The organism is Kitasatospora sp. Ki12 (genome assembly GCF_054601375.1).
This window is the reverse complement of sequence record NZ_BAAIHT010000003.1, coordinates 1,565,396-1,586,678: the sequence shown is the minus strand read 5'-3', so window position 1 is coordinate 1,586,678 and position 21,283 is coordinate 1,565,396. Positions and strand designations below refer to the sequence as shown.

The 21,283-nt window shown below is 75.2% G+C and carries 17 protein-coding genes; 12 read left to right on the top strand and 5 right to left on the bottom strand.

Annotation, left to right across the window (positions count from 1 at the left end; genetic code table 11):
* Genes ACYP53_RS37550 through ACYP53_RS37535 form a run of 4 tightly spaced genes read left to right on the top strand, consistent with a single transcriptional unit; the run spans nt 1 to nt 4,463 of the window.
* The gene (locus ACYP53_RS37550) at nt 1-2,859 is read left to right on the top strand and encodes a sensor histidine kinase (RefSeq protein WP_459650685.1); all 2,859 of its coding nucleotides are present in this window, start codon (nt 1-3) and stop codon (nt 2,857-2,859) included.
* A complete protein-coding gene (locus ACYP53_RS37545) occupies nt 2,856-3,266 on the top strand; it encodes a roadblock/LC7 domain-containing protein (protein ID WP_189913816.1) in 411 nt (136 codons plus the stop codon). The genes ACYP53_RS37550 and ACYP53_RS37545 overlap by 4 nt, the downstream gene beginning before the upstream one ends.
* 5 nt (nt 3,267-3,271) lie before the next feature.
* Nucleotides 3,272-3,784 carry a DUF742 domain-containing protein gene (locus tag ACYP53_RS37540; protein ID WP_459650684.1) on the top strand — a complete coding sequence of 171 codons (513 nt, stop codon included), beginning with the start codon at nt 3,272-3,274 and terminating at the stop codon, nt 3,782-3,784.
* Complete coding sequence (locus ACYP53_RS37535; protein WP_459650683.1) at nt 3,765-4,463, top strand: GTP-binding protein; 699 nt, start codon at nt 3,765-3,767, stop codon at nt 4,461-4,463. The genes ACYP53_RS37540 and ACYP53_RS37535 overlap by 20 nt, the downstream gene beginning before the upstream one ends.
* Before the next feature lie 73 nt (nt 4,464-4,536).
* Here ACYP53_RS37535 and ACYP53_RS37530 read toward each other — a convergent pair whose 3' ends face one another.
* Nucleotides 4,537-4,908, bottom strand: a complete 372-nt coding sequence (locus ACYP53_RS37530; protein ID WP_189913813.1) for a hypothetical protein — start codon at nt 4,906-4,908, stop codon at nt 4,537-4,539.
* A gap of 245 nt (nt 4,909-5,153) precedes the next feature.
* On the opposite strand from ACYP53_RS37530, the gene ACYP53_RS37525 reads away from it, so the two are divergent.
* Together ACYP53_RS37525 and ACYP53_RS37520 are read left to right on the top strand one after the other, a co-directional pair.
* On the top strand, nt 5,154-5,756 hold the full coding sequence (locus ACYP53_RS37525; protein ID WP_189913812.1) for an RNA polymerase sigma factor: 603 nt from the start codon (nt 5,154-5,156) through the stop codon (nt 5,754-5,756).
* A gap of 77 nt (nt 5,757-5,833) precedes the next feature.
* Nucleotides 5,834-6,811, top strand: a complete 978-nt coding sequence (locus ACYP53_RS37520; RefSeq protein WP_189913811.1) for a hypothetical protein — start codon at nt 5,834-5,836, stop codon at nt 6,809-6,811.
* 183 nt (nt 6,812-6,994) lie between these two features.
* Here the strand turns inward: ACYP53_RS37520 and ACYP53_RS37515 are convergent, their stop codons facing one another.
* Nucleotides 6,995-8,413, bottom strand: coding sequence for a cation:dicarboxylate symporter family transporter (locus ACYP53_RS37515; RefSeq protein ID WP_189913810.1), 1,419 nt, complete (start codon nt 8,411-8,413; stop codon nt 6,995-6,997).
* A 154-nt stretch (nt 8,414-8,567) separates the two neighbouring features.
* On the opposite strand from ACYP53_RS37515, the gene ACYP53_RS37510 reads away from it, so the two are divergent.
* From ACYP53_RS37510 to ACYP53_RS37485, 6 genes are all read left to right on the top strand, one after another.
* The gene (locus tag ACYP53_RS37510; RefSeq protein ID WP_459650682.1) at nt 8,568-10,613 is read left to right on the top strand and encodes a sensor histidine kinase; all 2,046 of its coding nucleotides are present in this window, start codon (nt 8,568-8,570) and stop codon (nt 10,611-10,613) included.
* Nucleotides 10,610-11,350: a response regulator gene (locus ACYP53_RS37505; RefSeq protein WP_189913809.1), complete on the top strand. Its 741-nt coding sequence runs from the start codon at nt 10,610-10,612 to the stop codon at nt 11,348-11,350. Before ACYP53_RS37510 ends, ACYP53_RS37505 begins: the two co-directional genes overlap by 4 nt.
* A gap of 210 nt (nt 11,351-11,560) precedes the next feature.
* Nucleotides 11,561-13,042 (top strand): diaminobutyrate--2-oxoglutarate transaminase, encoded by a 1,482-nt coding sequence (locus ACYP53_RS37500; protein ID WP_459650681.1) that lies wholly within the window; start codon nt 11,561-11,563, stop codon nt 13,040-13,042.
* Nucleotides 13,039-14,553: a pyridoxal phosphate-dependent decarboxylase family protein gene (locus ACYP53_RS37495; RefSeq protein ID WP_229928299.1), complete on the top strand. Its 1,515-nt coding sequence runs from the start codon at nt 13,039-13,041 to the stop codon at nt 14,551-14,553. Before ACYP53_RS37500 ends, ACYP53_RS37495 begins: the two co-directional genes overlap by 4 nt.
* Before the next feature lie 505 nt (nt 14,554-15,058).
* The gene (locus ACYP53_RS37490; protein WP_459650680.1) at nt 15,059-15,904 is read left to right on the top strand and encodes a tRNA-dependent cyclodipeptide synthase; all 846 of its coding nucleotides are present in this window, start codon (nt 15,059-15,061) and stop codon (nt 15,902-15,904) included.
* Between the two features lie 54 nt (nt 15,905-15,958).
* Nucleotides 15,959-17,161: a cytochrome P450 gene (locus ACYP53_RS37485; RefSeq protein ID WP_189913806.1), complete on the top strand. Its 1,203-nt coding sequence runs from the start codon at nt 15,959-15,961 to the stop codon at nt 17,159-17,161.
* Between the two features lie 71 nt (nt 17,162-17,232).
* Here ACYP53_RS37485 and ACYP53_RS37480 read toward each other — a convergent pair whose 3' ends face one another.
* The 3 genes from ACYP53_RS37480 to ACYP53_RS37470 all read right to left on the bottom strand — a co-directional run bounded on the left by ACYP53_RS37480 (nt 17,233) and on the right by ACYP53_RS37470 (nt 21,263).
* Nucleotides 17,233-18,030 carry an inositol monophosphatase family protein gene (locus tag ACYP53_RS37480; RefSeq protein WP_189914093.1) on the bottom strand — a complete coding sequence of 266 codons (798 nt, stop codon included), beginning with the start codon at nt 18,028-18,030 and terminating at the stop codon, nt 17,233-17,235.
* A 228-nt stretch (nt 18,031-18,258) separates the two neighbouring features.
* Nucleotides 18,259-19,497 carry a type III PLP-dependent enzyme gene (locus ACYP53_RS37475; protein WP_459650679.1) on the bottom strand — a complete coding sequence of 413 codons (1,239 nt, stop codon included), beginning with the start codon at nt 19,495-19,497 and terminating at the stop codon, nt 18,259-18,261.
* Complete coding sequence (locus ACYP53_RS37470; RefSeq protein WP_459650969.1) at nt 19,494-21,263, bottom strand: IucA/IucC family protein; 1,770 nt, start codon at nt 21,261-21,263, stop codon at nt 19,494-19,496. Before ACYP53_RS37470 ends, ACYP53_RS37475 begins: the two co-directional genes overlap by 4 nt.
* Between the last annotated feature and the right edge of the window lie 20 nt (nt 21,264-21,283).

Sequence of the window (21,283 nt, the reverse complement as noted above, 5' to 3'; positions counted from 1 at the left end):
ATGCGAGAACACCGCGGTACCGCCCCCGGTACCCGCCGGGGTGCCCATGCCGGGCCGCCCGCCCGGCCGCCGCGCCCGGGCGCCTGGCTGCCGCGCCCGGGCGCCTGGCTGCGCGGGCTGCGCCCCCGGACCGTCCGGGCCCGGATCATCGCCCTGCTGATGGTCCCGGTGGTCTCGGTCATCGCCCTGTGGGGGTTCGCCACCGTCACCACCGCCCAGGGCGTCTGGGACCTGCTGCGCCAGCGCGACGCCCAGCGCACCGTACTCACCCCCGTCGCCGGGACGGTCGCCGGGCTGCAGGCCGAACGCGCCGCCGCCGGACAGCTGTTGGCCGCCCCGGCGACCGCCCCCGGCGCCGCCCGGGAGAGCGCCCTGCGCGAGGCCGCCGCCGCCACCGACCGCGCGGTCACCCCGCTGTTCCCCGACCCCCGGCACCCCGACCGGGGCTACAACCGAGCCGACGCCCAGGGCCTCGGCGGTGACGCGGCCGGCCGGCTGGACGCCCTCGGCGCCGCTCTCGCCACCTTGCCCGAGCTGCGCGGCCGGGTGCTGGCCCGGAGCGTCGGCTGGCCCGAGGTGTACGGCGCGTACGGCGAGGCGGTGGACCGGGCGCTCGCCGCGGCCGGTGCCGTCACCCCGCCGCAGGACGGCCCGGCGGCCGGCGACGCCCGGGTGCTGCTGGAACTGGCCCGGTCCCGCGAGCTGTTGGCCCGTGAGGACGCCCTGCTGCGCGCCGCCCAGCTCTCCGGTGCTCCGACCGACGACCAGCTGCGGGAGTTCTCCGGCGCGGCCTTCGCCCGACGGGAGTTCGAGCGGGGCGCCGCCGCCGGCCTGCGCCCCGCCGACCGGGAGGCACTGCTCGCCGTGACCGGTGGCCAGGACCACCGCGAACTGGTCGGGTACGAGGAGAGGGTCCGGGCGGCCGTCGACGGTCGGGCGGCCGTCGCCGCGCTGCCGGCGGACCGGTGGGCGATGGTCGCCGGGAACGTCGCGAGCGGCCTGCGCACCGTCGAGGACCGGGCCGGGAGGGTCGCCGCGGAAAGCCGGAACCCGTACGCCCTGGGCCTGTTCACCCCGGCCGGGACGGCCGTGGTGCTCGGGCTGGTCGGCGTGGTGGCCTCGCTGGTGATCTCGGTGCAGATCGGACGCGGCCTGGTGACCGAGCTGATCGGACTGCGCAACTCGGCACTTGAGCTGGCCGGTCGCAAACTCCCCGCCACCATCCGGAAGTTGCGCGCGGGGGAGGCGGTGGACATCGACGCCGAGGCGCCGCGGCCGGCGGGCCGGGGCGATGAGATCGGCCAGGTGCACCGGGCGCTCGGCACCGTGCAGCGGGCTGCCGTCACGGCGGCGGTCGAGCGGGCCGAGGTGCTGTCCGGGGTGTCCGGGGTGTTCGTCAACCTCGCCCGTCGCAGCCAGGTCCTGGTGCACCGCCAACTCACCTTGCTGGACGCGATGGAGCGGCGCACCGAGGACCCGTCCGAGCTGGCCGACCTGTTCCGGCTCGACCACCTCACCACCCGCATGCGCCGCCACGCCGAGGGCCTGATCATCCTCTCCGGCTCCGCCCCCGGCCGGGGCTGGCGCCGGCCCGTCCCGCTGGTGGACGTGGTGCGCGCGGCGGTCTCGGAGGTCGAGGAGTACGCCCGGGTCGAGGTGCACCCGCTGCCCCGCGCTGCCGTCGCCGGGCACGCCGTCGCCGACCTCACCCACCTGGTCGCCGAACTGGTCGAGAACGCCACCGGATTCTCCCCGCCGCACACCCGGGTGCACATCCGGGGCGAACAGGTCGGCACCGGCTACGCGTTGGAGATCGAGGACCGCGGCCTCGGCATGGGCCCGGAGGCCCTGGCCGCCGCCAACCGGCGGATCGCCGCGGCCGAGCAGAGCGACCTCTTCGACAGCGACCGGCTCGGCCTGTTCGTGGTCAGCCGGCTCGCCCGGCGCCAGGACGTCAGGGTCTCGCTGGTGACCTCCGCGTACGGCGGCACCACCGCCGTGGTCCTGCTGCCCACCGTGCTGCTGGCCGACGGGACGGCGGGCGGTGTGATGGGCGGTGTGATGGGTGGTGCGGCGGACGGGCGGTGCCGGACCTTCGAGCAGGATCCGGATCCGCTCGGGCCCGGACAGCCGCTCGGGCCCGAGCAACCAGTGTGGCCTGAGCGGGAGTTCGGCCCGACGGGCGGGGGCTACCCGCTGCGTGCGGGCCGTGAAGGACTTCCGGCGGCGGGTGGGCCGCCGCCGGAGGGTGGGGCGCTGCTGCCGTTCGGCGTCCCGGGGGCCGACCCCGGGACGCCCGCGCGCCGCCCCCCGTCCCGGGCCTCCGGTGCCCGGGCGGCCGGTCCGGCTGCGGACGGGGGCCAGGGTGCCGCCGCCCGTCCGCAGTCCGGGCCGCCGCAGCCGTACCGCCCGGGGCGTGAGCCGGGTCCCGAGGCGGGGCCGCGGCCGGGGCCGGGACCGGATCCGTTGCGGGTGTCCGATGATCGTCAACCTGTCCCGGACCCCGAGGAGTTGCCACGCCGGACCCGGCAGGCGAGCCTCGTACCGCAACTGCGCGAGGCCCCGGAGGCCCCGGACCGGCGCACCCGGCGTCCGGGCACGGGCCTGGGCACCTCCGCCGGTACGGGCGGTAGCGCAGAGGTCCGCCATCCCGGAGGCCGCAGCCCCGAGGCGGCGCGCGCGGCGATGGCGGCCTTCCAGAACGGGTGGGCACGCGGGCTGCGCCCCGAGGACGGGCGTCCCGACCGGACCGCCGACCGGACCTCCGACCGGACCGCCGACCGACTCGCCGACCTCCCGCCGCCGCAGGGCCCGCGCGGCCCCCTGTCCCCGCCCCGACCCGAAGGAGAGCGTCCGTGATCGGCACCACCCACCGTGCGGGGGAGCTGAACTGGCTCCTCGACGAACTGGTCCGGCGCGCCCCCGAGGTCCGCTTCGCCGTGATGCTCTCCGCCGACGGTCTGGCCGTGGGCAGTTCGGCCGGGCTGCCGCGCGAGGACGGCGAGCACCTGGCGGCCGTCGCCTCCGGCTTCCACAGCCTGGCCAAGGGGGCCGGACGGCACTTCGGTGCCGGTGAAGTCCGGCAGACCATGGTCGAGTTGGAGGGCGGCTACCTGCTGGTCGCGGCGGCCGGGGAGGGTACCTGCCTGGCCGTTTTCGCCGGTGCCCGGGCCGACCTCGGCCTGATCGCCTACGAGATGGCCAGACTGGTCCGCCGGGTCGGGGAGCACCTGAGCGCCTCACCGCGCGCGGTGGACGGCTGGTGAGCCCGGTGCCCCGCCCGTCTGCCGAGGGACCGTCCGGCGACCGGAGTCCGGAACACCCGCGGGGCGAGTCCGACCCGCACTCCCACGATCCGGACTCCCACAGCCCGCACTCCCGCAACCCGCTCGCCGCCGCCCACCGGGCGCGCTGGTACGACGACGAGGCCGGACCGCTGGTCCGCCCGTACACGATGACCCGGGGGCGCACCGGGGCCGGCGGGCAGCAGCTCGACCTGATCGCGGTGGTCGTCTGCGATCCCGCCCACCCGGTGTTCGCCCCGGACGCGCCCGAGCCGCCGGTCGGCCCCGAACAGGCGCGCATCCTCGCGCTCTGCCGGGGCACCCCGCTGTCCGTCGCCGAGCTCGCCGCCGACCTCGACCTGCCGGTGGGCGTCGTGCGGGTGCTGCTCGGAGACCTGCTGGCGGCCGGGCTCATCCGGGTCAGCCGCCCCGTTCCACCCGCCCTGCTCCCCGACGAGCGCATCCTCCAGGAGGTCATCCATGGACTCCGTGCACTCTGACCGCCCGACCGATCGGACGGACAAGACGGATAGGAACGATCCGGCCCATCCGGCCCATCCGACCCACCCGGCCGGGCCGGCCGCGGCGGAGGACCCCGAGGGCACCGTGCTGGCGCTCAAGATCCTGGTGGCGGGCGGCTTCGGGGTCGGCAAGACGACCTTGGTCGGGGCGGTCAGCGAGATTCGCCCGCTGCGCACGGAGGAGCGGCTGACCGAGGCCGGGCGCGGGGTGGACGACCTCGACGGAGTGGAGCGCAAGAGCACCACGACGGTGGCGATGGACTTCGGGCGGATCACCATCCGCGAGGGCCTCGCGGTCTACCTCTTCGGCACCCCGGGGCAGGACCGGTTCTGGTTCCTGTGGGACGAGTTGGCCCAGGGGGCGCTCGGCGCCGTGGTGCTCGCCGACACCCGTCGCCTGACCGACTGTTTCCCGGCCGTCGACTTCTTCGAGCACCGGGGCATCCCGTTCGTGGTCGCGGTGAACCGCTTCGCCGGCACCAGGGAGTTCGGCCCGGACGAGGTGGCCCGGGCGCTGGACCTGGACGCCGGGACGCCGGTGCTGCTCTGCGACGCGCGGCGCCGGTCGTCGGGCAAGGAGGTGCTGATCAACCTGGTCGAGCACGCCGGGCGGGTACGGGCCGCCCGGTTGCTCGCGGACGTCGCGCCGGTGGGGTGAGCGGGAGGGGGAGAGGGTGAGGGGGTGGGGGCGAGGGGAGAGGGCGATGGGTGGGGTCACCCCCTGGCCGCGGTCAGCCGCGCCACTGGAAGACGATCTTCGTCCAGCTGGACCCGGGGCAGTTGCCCCAGACGTCCCAGGCCTGCGGCCGGGCGCCGATCCACAGGCCGGTGCTGTGCGTTCCGTCGGCACAGTAGGTGATGGTGCGCAGCTGTCCGGAGTAGACGTAGCAGTAGCCCTCCCAGCGCCAGCCGTAGTTCGCGGTGATGGCGCAGCGGTAGGGCGAGGCGGCCACGGTGTTCGACGCGGCGACGGCCGCCGGGGTGACGCTCTGGTCCGGCGCGGGTGCCGCGGCGGCCGGCAGGGTGGTGGTCCCGAGCACGCCGAGGGCGGCCGCGGTGGCCATCCCGAACGTGGCGATCTTCCTGGCGATACAACCTCGCACGGTGGTTCTCCTCACTGAACGGTTCTCGCTGAACGGTTCTCGTCGGGCGGAGCGCCCCGGCCGTCCCGGGGTCCGCGGGCGGAGGTGAACTCCCGCTCCCCGTAAGGCCGGTGACATGTTGCATACGAATGACTGCGCACAGTGAAACGACGGCCTATGATGTGACCTGTGTCACAAGTGGTCCCGGCTGGGCTGTGACCAGGCCCGGGCGGGTGTTCGGGGTGCCGACGTCCGGGGAGGGCGGCATGGCGGAGTGCGGCGGTCGGCCGGTGGACGGCGGACCGGAGAAGGGCTTCGGCCCGTCCGGGGACGGCGGCGGGTCGGCCGAGTTCAACCGGGTCTTCACCGGCCTGCTGCCCAGACTCCAGCAGGCGGCCGCCGTGCTCACCGGAAGTCCGCTCGCCGCCGGGGACGTCGTCCACGACGCGTACCTGCGGATCGCCCGCCGGCCGGAGCGCTTCCTCGGCCATCCGCAGCCCTACGCCTACGCGTTCACCACGATGGTGAACATCCTGCGCGACCAGTGGCGCCGCGAGCGGCGGCGGGTGCCGATGCCCGAGGTGCCGGAGCCGGGCGACGGCGGCGAGCGGGACCGCGCGGCGTCCGCCGCCCGGGCGGTCGGCGGGATGACGGAGCTGCAGGCGCGCTGGGAGGTGGTCCGGCTGCTGGGCTTCCTGACCGCCAAGCAGGCCCGCGCGGTGGCGCTGGTGGACCTCGACGGCTACACCGTCGACGAGGCCGCCGAGCTGCTCGGCCTCCATCGCAGCACCCTGGCCGTCACCCGCCGCCGGGCCCACGGGCGGCTGCGCGCCGTCCTCGAACGGGAGCGCGAGCGGGGGAGCGGATGACTCCCGCCCGGCGGCTCGACGCACCGTACTGACGACAAGTCAGCTGATGCGCGGCCCCGGCCCGTACGCTGAAAATCGTGATCACGTACGAGGACCACCGCCTGCGCGCCCTGGCCGAGGACGGCCGCTGGCAGGAGCTGCTCGCCGCCTACCGGCAGGGCCGGGCGGCCGCCGTGGTCGAGGCGGGCGAGGAGGCCGCAGCGGCCCTGACGGCGCCGCTCGGCCATCTGATCGCCTACGCGGCGCCGCCCGAGCTGGCCGTCCGGCTGTTCGACCGGGACGGCGGGGAGGGGACGGTCGCCGGGGTGGCCGACCACGACGCCGGTCCGCTCTGGGAGGTGCTGGCGACCCGGCACTCCTGGCTGCGGCTGGCCCCGCTGCTCGGCCCGGCCCCGGTGCGCCGACTGGTTGCGCACACCCGGGTGCTGCTCGGCGAGGACCTCTCGTACGGGGCCGAGCCCGATCCGGAGGGCGTGCCGCTGCGGCTGGAGCCGTGGGAGGCGGCGGGCTGGGAGGAGGCGGTGCGGGTGCGCGAGTACCTGCCCGGCGGGGGTGCGCGGAGCGCGCTGCTGACCCTGCCGGCCAGTCGCGAGGGCCTCGGCGAGGTGGAGCTGCCGGCGCCGGTGGCGCGGGCGGACGGCCGGCCGGTCGGGCCGCGGGTCACCCGGGCGCGGGCCGAGCTCGGAGCGCTGGCGTCCTGGGCGGAGGTCGCCTGCGTCCGGGGGCAGGCCCCGCTGGCGGCCGCGCTGCTGGCCCGCAGCCGACGGGTGGTCGGCGGGTACCTGCCGTTCGCGCTGGCCTACCCGGCGCTGGTGCGGGCCGCCGCGGTCGGGCGGGCCCAGGGGTGCGCGCACGGGCGGCTGGGGCTGTGGCGGGCGCTGGCCGCGATGGCCGGCACGGACGGGCCGGAGCCGGGCGAGGTGAACGCGCTGGTGGCCCGGATGCGCTGCTTCACCTGGCAGGAGCCGGCCGCCGGGCTGCACCACCTGCACGTGGCGCTGGAGGATCCGGCCAGCGGGGTGGCCTGGGCGGTCAGCGGCTCGCAGGAGCTCTGAGGGGCCCGGTCGGCCGGTCGGGCCCCTCAGCCGGTAGGCCCCGGGCCCCTCGGCCGGTCGGCCCGTCGGGCCTGATCAGCTGAGGGGCCCGAGGCCGGAGCGGGGACGGGAAGCCCCCGGTCCGGCGCCGTTTCCGGGGGTTGGGGTGGCGCCGGACCGGGGGAGTCGCGGGGGCGTGGCGGCTCAGGCGGCGGCGGGCGCGGCCTCGGGGGTGCCGCCCGGGGCCGGGCTGCCGCCGGGGGCGGGGCGCTCGGCGTCGGTGCCGGGGGAGTGGTCGGCGCCGTGTCCGTCGACCAGCGTCAGCTCGTCGAACGGCACCTCGCCGGCCAGCACCCGGTGGGCCCGCTCGGTGTCGAGCTCGCCGGTCCAGTGCCCGATCAGCACGGTCGCGACGGCGTTGCCCGCGAAGTTGGTGAGCGCGCGGGCCTCGGACATGAAGCGGTCGATGCCGACGATCAGGCCGACCCCGTCCACCAGTGCCGGCTTGTGCGACTGCAGTCCGCCCGCGAGGGTGGCCAGGCCGGCGCCGGTGACCCCGGCCGCGCCCTTGCTCGCGATCACCATGAACACCAGCAGCGAGAGCTGCTCGCCGATCGACATCGGCTTGTCCATCGCCTCGGAGATGAAGATCGACGCCATGGTCAGGTAGATCGCGGTGCCGTCGAGGTTGAAGCTGTAGCCGGTCGGCACGGTGATGCCGACGACCGGCCGGCTGACGCCCAGGTGCTCCATCTTGGCGATCAGGCGGGGCAGGGCGCTCTCGGAGGAGGAGGTCGAGAGGATCAGCAGGAACTCGCGGCCGAGGTACTTCAGCAGCGCGAACACGTTGATCCCGGCGACCAGGCGCAGCAGGGTGCCCAGCACCACGACGACGAACAGCGCGCAGGTCAGGTAGAAGCCGACCATGATGACCGCGAGGCTCTTCAGCGCGGCCGTGCCGGTGGCCCCGACCACGGCCGCCATGGCTCCGAAGGCGCCGATCGGCGCGACCCACATGATCATCGCCATGACGCGGAAGACCAGCTTCTGCACGTGCTCGATCCCGCGCAGCACCGGGGCGCCGGCCGTTCCCATGGCCTGCAGGGCGAAGCCGGTGAGCAGGGCGACCAGCAGGGTCTGCAGGACCTTGCCCTGGGTGAGGGCCGAGAACATGGTGTCGGGGATCATCCCGAGCAGGAAGTCGGTGGTCGACTGGGCGCCGCCGGCCGCCGCCTGGGCGTGGCCGGACTTGGCGAGCGCGGCGGTGAGGTGCAGGCCGCCGCCGGGCTCCAGCAGGTTGCCGACGACCAGGCCGATGGCCAGCGCGACGGTCGACATCGCGAGGAAGTAGCCGAGGGCCAGTCCGCCGACCTTGCCGACCTTCGCGGCCTTGGTCACCGAGCCGATGCCCAGCACGATGGTGCAGAAGATCACCGGGCTGATCATCATCTTGATCAGGTTGACGAAGCCGGTGCCGACCGGCTTGAGCTCCACGGCGAAGCCGGGAGCGGCCAGACCGACCACCACGCCCGCGATCACCGCGGCGATCACGGCGAGGTAGAGGTAATGGGTCCGGTCCTTGCGTCTGGGTCCCCCCGCCGTCGCGGCTCCAGTGATCGACATCTGCGGCTCCTTCGCCCTGCAGTCCTGGCGGCCCCGGGTGGTGGGCCGCTCCGACTATGGGGCCCGGGAGTGACGGAGGTCACGTTTGCGTTCATAGAGTTCACGGTCGGTGCACCCGGGCCGGCGGCACCGGTGGTGGTGCACACTGGCTGGCATGTCCGAGCGCACCGCCCCCACCGCCGCGCGCCGCCGCCTCGCCTCGCTCCGCCCGGCCGGTCCGGCCCGGCTGGGTCGCCCGGCCGGTCCGGCCCGGCCGGGTCGCCCGGCGCGGCTGGGTCGCCCGGCCGGTCTGGCCCGGCTGGTCCGCCGCCTGCCCGGCTGCCGGGACCGGCGGCTGGTACGCAGTCTGGCCGGGCAGCTGTTCGTCGTCCAGGTGGTGATCGTCGCCGCCGTGGTCGCGGGCGGTGCGGTGCTCGCGTACCTGTTCACCGCCGACCGGAACGAGGACGCGGCCCGCCGGGAGGTCACCGCGGTCGCGCAAGCCGTCGCAGGATCGCCGTCCGTCCGGGCCGCCGTGGCCGGACCGGACCCGACCGCGGCGCTCCAGCCGTACGTCGAGCAGGTCCGCGCGGACACCGGGGTCTCCTTCATCACCGTCATGGACACCGACGGCGTGCGCTGGACCCACCCGCTGCCCGAGCAGATCGGCAAGCGCTACCTCGGGCACATCGACTGGGCGCTGGCCGGGCAGACCCGCAGCGAGACGTACACCGGCACGCTCGGTCCGTCCGTCCGGGTGGTCGCGCCGGTGTGGGACGACCGGCACCGGGTGGTGGCGCTGGTCAGCGTGGGCCGTACGGTCGAGTCGATCTCCGCGCAGCTGAGCGGACCGCTGATGGCCCTGGTCGGGGTGGCGGTGGCCGCGCTCGCGATCGGCGGCGTCGGCACCTACCTCGCCAACTCCCGGCTGCGGCGGCACACTCACGGCATGGGACCGGACGAGCTCAGCCACCTCTACGAGTACCACCAGGCCACCTTGCATTCGGTGCGCGAGGGGCTGGTCCTGCTCGACCGCTCGCACCGGGTCGTGCTGTGCAACGACGCCGCCCGCGAACTGCTCGGCCTGGCGGGCGAGGTGGACGGCCGCCCGGTGGCGGGGCTGGGCCTGCCCGAGGCGCTGGTGGCGGCCGTGCTGGGCGAGGAGCCGGTCCGGGACGAGGTGCACCTGACGGCGGAGCGGGTCGTGGTCCTCAACACCTCCACCATCGGCACCGGACTCGGCCGGGTGGTGACCCTCCGCGACCACACCGAACTGCAGGCGCTCAGCGGCGAGTTGGACTCGGTGCGCGGCTTCACCGAAGCACTCGGCGCCCAGGCGCACGAGGCCGCCAACCGACTGCACGCGGTCGTCTCGCTGATCGAACTCGGCCGCCACGAACAGGCGGTGGAGTTCGCCACCGCCGAGCTCGAACTCGCCCAGCAGCTCACCGACCGGGTGGTCGCGGCGGTCAGCGAGCCGGTGCTGGCCGCCCTGCTGCTCGGCAAGGCCGCCCAGGCCGCCGAGCGCGGCGTGGAGTTGACCCTCACCGAGGACAGCCGGATCGACGACGGGGTGCTCCCGCCCGGCCTCTCCGCGCGGGACCTGATCACCGTGCTCGGCAACCTGATCGACAACGCCGTGGACGCCGCCATCGCCGGGGCCGGGCAGAACCCGGTCCCGCCGGAGGTCACCGTCACGGCCCGGATCGACGGCGCCGGCGGGTCGCGTGACGGTGGCGAGGGCGTGGCGGGCGCGGCGGGCGTGGCGGGCGTGGCGGGCGCGGCGGGTGCGGCGGACACGGCGGAGCCGCCCGGGGACTGCCTGCTGCTGCGGGTCGCCGACACCGGCGCGGGCATCGACCCCGCGGCCGTCGAGGACGTGTTCCGGCGCGGCTGGAGCACCAAGCAGGACGGCCGCGGGCACGGCCTCGGGCTGGCGCTGGTCGCCCAGGCCGCCCGGCGCAACGGCGGCACCGTCGAGGTCGGCCGGGAGCGGGGCGCGGTGCTCACGGTCCGGCTCCCGCTCGCCGGACGGCCCGCGACGGCGGGCGGGCAGCGGCCGCGGTCGGACGGGCACGAGCCGGACGGCCGTGAGTCGGGTGGGCGCGAGTCGGACGGCCGTGAGCCGGGGCGCCGTGCGCCGGAGGGGCGCAAGCACGACGGGCATGAGTCGGACGGTCGTGAGCCGGACGGGCGTGCGCGGGAAGGGGTGCCGGCGTGACCCCGCGCGGCGGTTCCGGTCCGCCGGGGATCTCCGTCCTGGTCGTCGAGGACGACCCGGTGGCGGCCGCGGCGCACACCCTGTACGTGGAGCGCGAACCCGGCTTCCACGCCGCCGGTACGGTCCACAGCTGCGCCGAGGCGCTGCGCTTCCTGGAGCGGGCCCGGGCGGCCGGCACCCCCGTCGACCTGACCCTGCTCGACCTCTACCTGCCGGACGGCCACGGGCTCCAGCTCTGCCGCACGCTGCGCGCCGCCGGCCACACCACCGACGTCATCGCGGTGACCTCGGCCCGCGACCTCGCCATGGTCCGGCAGGCGGTCTCGGCGGGCGTCGTGCAGTACCTGCTGAAGCCGTTCAGCGCCGCCGCCCTGCACGACCGCCTGGAGCGCTACGCCCGGTACCGGCACAGCCTCGGGCGCACCGGCGAGGCGACCGGCCAGGACGAGGTCGACCAGGCGTTCGCCCTGCTGCGCACCCCCGAGCGCAGCACCCTGCCCAAGGGGCTGAGCGCGCCCACCCTGGACACCGTCGCCGCGGTGCTCCGCGAGGCCGCGACCGGGCTGTCGGCGGCGGCCGCGGGCGTCGCGGCCGGGGTCTCGCGGATCACCGCGCGGCGCTACCTGGAGCACCTGGTGGACACGGGGCGGGCGGTGCGGGAGCCGCAGTACGGGAGTGTCGGGCGGCCGGAGCTCTGCTACCGGTGGAAGGCGGGCCGCGACCGGTCCGAGGGTTGACCGTTCGCTGCGGCCTCCCGATGAGGCCTTCCGGCGTGACCTTCCGGCGTGGCGGTCGTTGGAGTTCCCGGGGCCGGGTATCCGGACGCGGGGGCGGGGACGGAACTGGCGGAGGTTCACTCGCGCGGGTGGTTCTGGGTGCCCCGGCTGCATTCTGCCAGCTCAGGGGCAGTAAAGTTAGGCTAACCTAACTTCTCCTGGGGGTTTGTCGTGTCGCTCGCAGCCGTACCCGTTCAGGCCGCCTCCGGAGCCACGGCCCCGGCCGCCGGTGAGGCCATCCTGCGTCGCCAGCGCGTCCGCGAGTCCGCCGCCAGGACGTACGCCCGCTCCTTCCCGATCGTCCCGGTGCGCGCCAACGGCATGACCGTCGAGGGCGCGGACGGGCGGCGCTACCTCGACTGCCTCTCCGGCGCCGGCACCCTCGCCCTCGGCCACAACCACCCCGTCGTGCTGGAGGCCATCCGCCGCACCCTCGACAGCGGCGCCCCGCTGCACCTGCTCGACCTCGCCACCGCCGAGAAGGACGACTTCACCAGCGCGCTGTTCGAGAGCCTGCCCGCCGAGTTCGCCGGCCGCGCCCGGATCCACTTCTGCGGCCCGGCCGGGACGGACGCGGTCGAGGCCGCGCTCAAGCTGACCCAGACCGCCACCGGCCGCTCCGGCGCGCTCGCCTTCACCGGCGCCTACCACGGCATGACCGCCGGCGCCCTCGCGCTCACCGGCAGCGTCGCGGTCAAGGAACCGCTGCCGAGCGGCGGCGAGGTCGTCCGGCTGCCCTACCCGTACGGCTACCGCTGCCCGTTCGGGGTCGGCGGTGAGGCGGGCGCCGAGCTCTCCGTGACGTACGTCGAGCGGCTGCTGGACGACCCGTCGGGCGGGGTGGTGCCGCCCGCCGCGATGATCCTGGAGGCCGTCCAGGGCGAGGGCGGCGTCGTCCCCGCGCCCGACCGCTGGCTGCGCGAGATGCGCCGGATCACGGCCGAACGCGGCATCCCGCTGATCGTCGACGAGGTGCAGACCGGAGTCGGACGCACCGGCGCCATGTGGGCGGTCGAGCACAGCGGCATCGTCCCGGACGCCATGGTGCTCTCCAAGGCCATCGGCGGCAGCCTGCCGCTCGCCGTCGTCGTCTACCGCGAGGACTACGACGGCTGGCGGCCCGGCGCCCACACCGGAACCTTCCGCGGCAACACCCTCGCCATGGCGGCCGGGGCCGCGACGCTCCGGTACGTCGCCGCGCACGGGCTGGCCGAGCGGGCCGCCCTCGTCGGCGACCGGATGACGGCCCGGCTGCGCGAACTCGCGGACGAACTGCCGGTGATCGGCGACGTGCGCGGCCGGGGGCTGATGATCGGCGTCGAGCTGGTCGACCCGACGGCCGAGGCCGACGCCTGCGGGGCCCGTCCGGCGGACCCGGCGCTCGCCGTCCGGGTGCGGGAGGCGTGCCTGGCGCGCGGGCTGATCGTCGAGCTGGGCGGGCGCCACGACGCGGTTCTGCGGCTGCTCCCGCCGCTCACCATCACGGACGAGCAGGTGGCGGCGGTGCTGGAACGGCTGGCCGAGGCGATCGCGGCCGCGGCCGCCGGTGGTGCCGGGGTCGGTGCCGGTGGTGCCCGTGGTGCCGGCGCCGGTTCCGGTGGTGCCGGGGCTGGTTCGGGCGGCGTGGGCGGCTCGGGGCAGGGGGAGCGGTGAGCGGGCTCGGCCCCGGGCCGTTCGGGCTGCCGGACGGCGAGGCCGCGACGGACGCCCTGGCCGGCGGCGCGGCCGGGCCCGGCGCGCTCGGACCGCTGCTCGCCACCGTCCTCGACGCCATGGAAGCGGGCACCGCGATGCGTTCGGGCCCGCTGCCGGCGGGCAGTCCGGCCGAGATCACCGCCCTGGTCGGCGACGCGATGGCCGCCGCCCACGGCCGCGGCGCGCTCGCCCGGCTCACCGAACTGCTCGCGTACGGCGCCGCCGACCCCGCCGACCCGGCCTGCGCCGCCCACCTGCACTGCCCGCCGCTCGCCGTCGCCGCCGCGGCCGACCTCGCCGTGAGCGCCCTCAACCCCTCGCAGGACTCCTGGGACCAGGCCCCCGCGGCCACGGCCCTGGAAACCGCGCTGCTCGCCGAACTCGCCGGACTCGTCGGCTACGACCCGGCGCGCTCCACCGGCGTCCTCACCTCGGGCGGCACCGAGTCCAACCTCATGGGGCTCATGCTGGCGCGCGACCAGAAGCTCGACGGCATCGTGGAGTTGGACGGGATCCCGGCAGGCGTCCGGCCGTGCGTCCTCGCCTCCGAAGCCGCGCACTTCTCCGTCCAGCGCGCCGCCGCGCTCCTCGGGCTCGGCGAACGGGCCGTCGTCCCCGTCCCGGTCGACCGCCGGCTCCGCATGCGGGAGGAGGCGCTGGAACGGGCCCTGGCCGAGGCCAGCTGGGCGGGCCGCACCCCGATCGCCGTGGTCGCCACTGCCGGCACCACCGACACCGGGGCCGTCGACCCGCTGCACGCCGCCGCCGACCTCGCCGGCCGCTACGACGCCTGGCTGCACGTCGACGCCGCGTACGGCGGCGGCGCCCTGCTCTCCGACCGGCTCGCCCCCCTGCTCGACGGCATCGCCCGCGCCGACTCGGTCTCCCTCGACTGGCACAAACTCGGCTGGCAGCCGGCCGCCGCCGGGGTCTTCCTGGTCCGCCGCGCCGAAACCTACGTCTCGCTCGCCCGCCGCGCCGAGTACCTCAACCCGGTCGACGACGAGCAGGCCGGCTACCCCAGCCTGCTCGGCCGCTCCCTGCGCACCACCCGCCGTGCCGACGCCTTCAAACTCGCCGTCACCCTGCGCACCCTCGGCCGCGACGGCCTCGGCCGCCTCGTCGACACCTGCCACGACCTCGCCCGCGCCGCCGCCGACGCCGTCCGCGCCGAACCCTCCCTCGAACTCCACGCCGACCCCGTCCTCACCGTCCTCCTCTTCCGCTACCGCCCGCCGGGCGTGACCGACGGGGTGGCGCTGGACGAGATGAACGGGCGGCTGCGGCGGTTGCTGCTGCGCAGCGGCCGGGCGGTGGTGGGGCGTACGGAACTTCCGGGCGAGGGGCCGGGGCGGGTGCGGCTGAAGCTGACGCTGCTCAACCCGCACACGACGGTGGGGGAGGTGGGCACGCTGCTGCGCGAGGTGGTGGGGGCCGGCCGCAAGGTGGCGGGCGAGCACGCGGGGTAGCGACCGCTCCAGGTCTCAGCTCAGTGGCCAGGGCCAGGGCCAGGGCCAGCGGTCGGGGTCCCATGGTCGGGGCGTCACACGGTTCGTGTGGCGCCCTTTTCCTGCCTCCAAATCAGAATCCTTTTACCGGTGTGGTGTTGGAGGAATCGACACTGGCGTGGGAGGCTGTTCGGGGGATATCGGATCGCTCCCCGACAAGCTCCGTGGACATAGCTTCGCGAGGGTGTACAGGCTGATTCCGGCCGCCCGGTGATCACATTCCGCCAACTCCCGGGCAGGGCTTGCGGAGTTCCCGAAGAGCGGCGGTAACTTCATGTGGCCGCAGCCCCACCATGCGCACACGGCACCCCGAGGCAGGCTGCCTGACCAGGCCCATGTCGCCCGTACGCGGTCATCGCGCCCCGGCATCCGGACGAACTCCGCCTGCCCGCCGTGCATTTCTGTGAATCCCGGTCGTTCCACGCGAACACCGTCCTGTGACCATGCTGCGAAGCGGAGGAAAGGCATGCGCGAAACCGTCCCGGACGACGAGCCGATAACCACCCCGACGGGCCCGTTCGAGGCCCTCCCGTACTCCCGTCGGTGCCGGGAGATATGGCAGCGGGGCGAGCACCTGCTGATCGGCGTCAGCCCGGGGAACAGCTATTTCAGTCATCGCCGGATCACCGAACTCATCGGGTGGGGGCTGGAGTTCTTCGAGCGCGTCGACATCGTGTACGCCGACCTCCATGTCGCGACCCAGTACGAGACCTTCGGGTACACCCCCGAGCACGCGCAGCGGCGGGCCGCCAAGGAGGTCAAGGCCACCGCCCGCCGGATCGAGCGGGGCGTGGAAGGGGCCGGTCGCCGCAGCGGCGTGGGGGTGCACGCCCTGTCCGAGTTCACCGCCGCCGACGCCTACCGGCGGCTGCACCGCCGGGCCGTCGACGGGCTGCGGACCGACCCCGCGTACCGGGCCGCCGCCGAGGGCATGGCGCGCGGCTTCCTGGCCGCCCGCCTGGACGAGGGGCTGGCGCCGAACGAGACGCAACTCGCCGCCGGACTGCGCTACATCACGGCCGAGCTGCCGTTCTTCCTGGACACCCCGGCGCTGCTCGGGGTGGCGTCCTCGGTCAGCTGCTACCACCTGCAACTGCCGCTCACCCCGGTCCTGTTCGGGCGGGACGAGGGGATCCGGGCGGAGGCGGGCCAGGCCTACGCGGTGATCCGGCCGGCGGGCGGTCCCGCGGTGCCGACCGACGTGCTCGCGGTGCCGACAGCCGTTGTGGCCGGGCCCGTCGTGGCCGCGCCGGTGGTGGCCGCGCCGGTGGCGGCCGCCCCGGTCGGGGTCGGTCCCGTCCGGGCGGCGTAGCCGACCCCCCTTCCCGTCCGCGGGCCTCCCGCGCTCTCATACGAGGAGCCACACATGACGCAACTGCTGACGACCGACCCGACCTTCCCGCTGTCCCGGCGGGGCGACGTGTTCCCCGAGGAGGCCGGCCGGCTGCGCGAGCAGCGGCCGGTCGCCCGGGTCCGCACCATGACCGGCGACCCCGCCTGGCTGGTCAGCAGCCACCGACTCGCCAAGCAGGTACTGGAGGACGAGCGGTTCAGCCTCAAGGACACCGCCAACCCCGGCGTGCCGCGCCAGTACGCGCTGACCATCCCGCCGGAGGTGGTCGACAACATGGGCAACATCAACAGCGCCGGGCTGCGCAGTGCCGTCATGAAGACGCTCGCCCCGCGCGCCGACCGGGAGCTCGACGGCTGGCTGCACGCCGAAGCCCACCGCCTGATCGACGAGTTGGAGGCGCAGGGCGCGCCCGGTGAACTGCGCGACGGCTTCACCGAGCCCTACTCGGCCGCGCTGCACTGCCGACTGCTCGGCATCCCCTCCGAGGACTGGCGGCGGCTGATGTCCGGCATCGACGTGGCCTTCCTGACCAGCCCGGTGCCCTTCGAGGGGTCAACGCCCAACTGGTACAAGGATCTCGGCTACATGCTCGGAAAGCTCAACGCCGATCCGGAGCCGGTGGAGGGGCTGCTCGGACGGTTCGCCGCGCTGCGCCGCTCCCCGGACGTCCCGGACCGGGTGAGCGACGAACTGCTCGCCACCGTCGCCCTGTCGCTGTTCGGCGCGGGAGCGGTGTCCACCTCGGCGTTCCTGCTGAACGCCGTCGTCTACCTGTGCGAGCAGCCCGAGCTCGCCGAGCGGTTGCGGCGGGAGCCCGCGCTGATCGGCCGCGCGGTGGACGAACTGCTGCGGGTCAACCTGTCGATCGGCGACGCGCTGCCACGGCTCGCGCTCGCGGACGTCCAGGTGGGCGATGTGCTGGTCCGGGAGGGCGAGTTGGTGCTCGTCCTGGTCGAGGGAGCCAACTACGACCCGGCGGTCTTCCCGCACCCGGAACGGATCGACTTCGACCGGACGGAGAACCCGCACCTCGCCTTCGGGGCCGGCCGCCACTTCTGCCCGGCCTCCGCGCTCGGCCGTACGCATGCCGAGATCGCCGTCACCGCGCTGGTCGAGCGAATGCCGAAGCTCCGGCTCGCTCTGCCCGTCGAGCAGTTGGCCTGGCGGCCGGGGTTCATCAAGCGCATGCCGGAGCGGCTGCCGGTGGTGTGGTGACGGAGTGCTCCCCGCGGAGCCGTGACGGGGGTGCCTCCGGCGGCTCCAGCGGCTCCGGCGGCCGGGTGCCGTCAGGCGCCCAGGAGGACCTTGCGGGTCAGCTCCCAGGTGTGGGGGTCGGCGGCGACCAGGAGGCCGTCCTCGCAGCCGGGGGCCTCGGGGCGGTAGGGGGTGCCGTCCAGGCGGGCGGACACGCCGCCGGCCTCGGTGACCAGGAGGGACCCGGGGGCGTGGTCCCAGGGGAGGGTGCGCCAGTAGAGGAGGAAGTCGAAGCGGCCCTCGACGAGGTCCGGGTACTCGATCCCGGCGGCGTGCCGGCCGGGGGAGACCTCGCCGAAGGCCCCGACGTTGGCCTGCAGGAGGCGCTGGTGCTCGGGGTCCAGGAAGCGGCTCTTCACCGAGCCGTGCAGCTCGGCGGCCTCCTGGGGTGCCGGCGGGCGGGTGAGACGCTCTCCGTCGCGCCAGGCGCCGGAGCCCAGCTCGGCGCTGTACGCGGTGGCGGTCTCGGGCTGCCAGATCCAGGAGGCCACCGTCCGGCCGCTGCGGACGAGGGAGCACATCACGGCGTACTCGGGGCGGCCGGCGACGAAGTTGGCCGTGCCGTCGACCGGGTCGACCAGCCAGGCGGCGGGCTCGTCGTGCAGGGCCCGGGCGAGCGAGGGGTCGGCGGAGACGGCCTCCTCGCCGACCACGGGGACGGGCAGCAGCTCGTGCAGGCGGCGGGCGATGATGGCCTCGGCCTCGCGGTCGGCGACGGTCACGACCTCGCCGGGCGCCTTCTCCATCACCTCGCCGGCGGCCAGCGCCCGGAAGCGCGGCTCGACGACCTCGGCCGACGCCTCGGCGAGTATCTCCGCCACCTTGTCCATCAGCACGTTCGTGCTCCCTTCGCTGTGTACCACTCTCCCACGAGTGAAGGGAGGGGGCTGCGGCGGAAGGGGGTGCGAACAGCTAACAGCCGACAGACTTCAGACAACGGATGACGGCGAACAGATGACAGCCGACAGATAACAGATTTCGAAATCTGTCAGCTGTCATCTGTCATCTGTCATCTGTTATCTGTTCGCCGTTGCCCGTCGCTCGTCGTGTGTCGCCTGTCAGTGGCCCAGGTAGTGGAACCCCGGACGCGGGTGCATCAGGAACTCGTGGTGCGAGATGTTCCACCCGTACGCGCCCGCCATGGCGAACAGCACGCGGTCCGCCGTGCGCAGGCCCGCCGCGTCGTCGGCCGCGCGGGCGAGGACGTCCTTCGGGGTGCAGAGCTGCCCGGCCAGGGTGGCGCGCCCGGTGGTGACGGCGGGGCGCGGCCACGGGTGCGGCCAGGCGTCCACCGGGAGCACCTCGAAGGGCTGGGAGTGCCCCCGGGTCGCCGGGGTGCGCAGGTGGTGGGTGCCCCCGCGGACCACCGCGAAGTCCTCGCCGTGGCTCTGCTTCACGTCCAGCACCTCGGTCGCGTACCAGCCGCAGTAGGCGGTCAGCGCCCGGCCCGGCTCGATCCGCAGGGTGAGTCCGGGGTGGGCGTCGAGCAGCTTGGCCAGGCCCTCGCCGAAGGCCGTCCAGTCGAAGCGCGCCGCCGGGTCCTCGTAGTCCACGGCCATCCCGCCGCCGATGTTGACCTCGGTCAGCGGGAAGCCGTGCCGCTCGGCGAGCGCCGCCGACCAGGCGACGATCTGGGTCGCCACCGACAGCTGCTCCTCGGCCGCGAGCCCGCTGGCCAGGTGGGCGTGCACGCCGCGCAGGCGCAGCCGCCGCGCGAGCGGGCCGCCGTCGGTGAGCAGCCGGACGCACTCCTCGGCTTGCTCGGGGTCCAGGCCGAACGGCGTCGGCCGTCCGCCCATGGCGAGCGGCACCGCGTCGAGGGCGTCCGTGCCGACCGCCAGGTTGACCCGCAGCAGCACGTCCACGACCGCCTCCGGCCGGTCCTCGAGGGCGGCGGCGAGCCGGTGCAGCTCCTGCTCGCTCTCGACGTGCCAGCGGTGCACCCCGGCCGCCACCGCGGCGGCGATCTCGGCCGGGGTCTTGCCCGGACCGCCGAAGGCCAGCGGAGCGTCCGGCACGGCGGCCCGTACGTGCGCCAACTCGCCGCCGCTGGAGACCTCGTAGCCGTCCACCGCGTCGCGCAGCGCGGCGAGCAGCGGGGCCTCCGGGTTGGCCTTGGCGGCGTAGTACAGCTCGACCCGGTCGGGCAGCGCGGCCCGGACGGCGGCGGCGTGCTCGCGCAGCGCGGCCAGGTCGTAGACGTAGGCGGGCAGTTCCTCGGGCGTGAGGGCGGCGACGTGGTCGCGGACGGACGCGGCCGCCCGGGCGGGGCCGGTGGTGCGGTGGGTCTCGGTCATCGGGCGGTGCTCCCGGCGGGAAGGCGTACGGGCGTACGGGCGGGCGTACGGGCGGGCATGCGGGCGGCTTCGGCGAGGACGGAGCCGGCCAGCGGGGAGGGCAGCCGGACGTACCCGGCGTCGCGGTCGGCCTTGCGCTCCCAGCGGGTCAGCAGGTTGGCCTTGGCAGGCAGCGGGACGCCGGCGAGCAGGGCGCGCAGCCGGGGCGGGCAGCCGTGGTCGGCGGCGTACTCCTCCAGGGTGTCCCGGACGGTCTGCCAGAGCGCGCACTCCAGCCCGGGGTGGCGGTCGGCGAGCGCGGCGAGCAGTTCGGAGACGTGGTTGACCAGCAGGCAGTAGACCACCCGGTCCCAGCCGCGCTCGGCGTCGTACGTCATCGGGCCGGCCACCTCGGGCGGGAGGGCGTCGAGGATGTCGGCGTTGTGCTCGGGGACGAGCTTGGTGCCCTCGAGGTCGCGGAAGAGCACCTGGACGGGGTGGCCGGTGGCGTCGACGCCGATGAGGACGTTCTGCAGGTGCGGCTCCAGCACCACGCCGTGGTCGAAGTAGGCGGCCAGGACCGGCGGGAGGAGCAGGCGCAGGTAGGCGCGCCACCAGTCGCGCGCGTCCGAACCGCCGTCCAGCAGCCGGGAGATGTGCGCCGAGCTGGTCGGGTGCTCGTCGGCGACGGCGGCGGCGAGCAGCGGGGTGACGCCGGGGCGCAGCACGCCGCCGAAGCCTTCGCGGACGATCAGGCCGAAGCCCTCGTACAGCGCCCGGTCGGGGTGGCCGTCGGTGCCGGGCAGGGCCAGGGTGCGGAAGGCCGGTTCGCGCAGCATCGCCGCGTCGGGGAAGTGCCGGGCGAGGTCGGCGAAGGCCGGGGCGAGCAGCCGGGTGAGCGCGACGGCGCCGGTGAGCTCGTAGGCGGCGTTCTTGCGCAGGCAGTTGGTGATGCGGACGTTGAGGCTGAACTTCAGGAAGGCGTCGGCGCCGTACAGGGTGCGCACCGAGGCGGTGGCGGCGAACGGTTCGCCGCGCGGGCCGAGGTCGAGGACGTCGCCCCGGGCCATGGCCTCGCGCAACAGCGGGTGTTCGCCGATGAGTTGGTACTGCCAGGGGTGAACGGGCAGCAGCCGGTAGCCGTCCGGCACCTCGCCGAGACCGTCCAGCAGGGCGCTGATGCTCCCGTCCAGAGACTCCCCGGCGAGCAGTTCGGCGCGGACGGCGAAGTGGCGCAGCGGGAAGGCGGCGCGGGACTCCGGGGCGTACCGGCGCCAGTCGCCCCGGGCGGCGGAGCGGGACTTGGGGGCCGGGTGGAAGCGGTGGCCGAACAGCAGGGCCTGCTCGGACTCCAGGTAGCGGTCGGCACCGGAGGACGGTCGCCGGTCAAGGCCCTGGCGGACGCCGTCGTGGCTGGAGGCCACCTGGTCGAGGAACTCCTCGTTGACCGTGCCGGTCCGCAGCTCCAGTTCGTCCTGGACGTACTCGGCCAGCTCCTGCCAGCCCAACTCGTCCCATCCGCCGTCCCGTTCGACCTGCACCGGTCCGCTGAAGCGGTGCGCCCCGAGCAGTGAGGTGCGGCGGAGGACGACCCGCAGCAGGGCGCCGCGGCGGGGCAGGCGCAGCAGCAGCCGGCCGTCGTCGGCGGCGGTCTGGTGCTCGGGTGCGGAGACCTCGCGCAGCAGGCAGTTCAGCAGGGTGTGGGCCACCGCGTCGTCGGCGGTGGGGAGTTCGTGGTCCACGGCTTCACGGGTGTCCGTCGTACGGGCCGTCTGCTCGGCGGTCATCGGCTCGGCGGTCATCTGCT

What these genes read in the sequence shown, in the direction of transcription:
- ACYP53_RS37550 (WP_459650685.1), top strand. Translation starts at nt 1, where the DNA reads ATGCGAGAACACCGCGGTACCGCCCCCGGTACCCGCCGGGGTGCCCAT.
- ACYP53_RS37535 (WP_459650683.1), top strand. Translation starts at nt 3,765, where the DNA reads ATGGACTCCGTGCACTCTGACCGCCCGACCGATCGGACGGACAAGACG.
- ACYP53_RS37525 (WP_189913812.1), top strand. Translation starts at nt 5,154, where the DNA reads ATGGCGGAGTGCGGCGGTCGGCCGGTGGACGGCGGACCGGAGAAGGGC.
- ACYP53_RS37515 (WP_189913810.1), bottom strand. Translation starts at nt 8,413, where the DNA reads ATGTCGATCACTGGAGCCGCGACGGCGGGGGGACCCAGACGCAAGGAC.
- ACYP53_RS37510 (WP_459650682.1), top strand. Translation starts at nt 8,568, where the DNA reads ATGTCCGAGCGCACCGCCCCCACCGCCGCGCGCCGCCGCCTCGCCTCG.
- ACYP53_RS37490 (WP_459650680.1), top strand. Translation starts at nt 15,059, where the DNA reads ATGCGCGAAACCGTCCCGGACGACGAGCCGATAACCACCCCGACGGGC.
- ACYP53_RS37485 (WP_189913806.1), top strand. Translation starts at nt 15,959, where the DNA reads ATGACGCAACTGCTGACGACCGACCCGACCTTCCCGCTGTCCCGGCGG.
- ACYP53_RS37480 (WP_189914093.1), bottom strand. Translation starts at nt 18,030, where the DNA reads ATGGACAAGGTGGCGGAGATACTCGCCGAGGCGTCGGCCGAGGTCGTC.
- ACYP53_RS37475 (WP_459650679.1), bottom strand. Translation starts at nt 19,497, where the DNA reads ATGACCGAGACCCACCGCACCACCGGCCCCGCCCGGGCGGCCGCGTCC.
- ACYP53_RS37470 (WP_459650969.1), bottom strand. Translation starts at nt 21,263, where the DNA reads ATGACCGCCGAGCAGACGGCCCGTACGACGGACACCCGTGAAGCCGTG.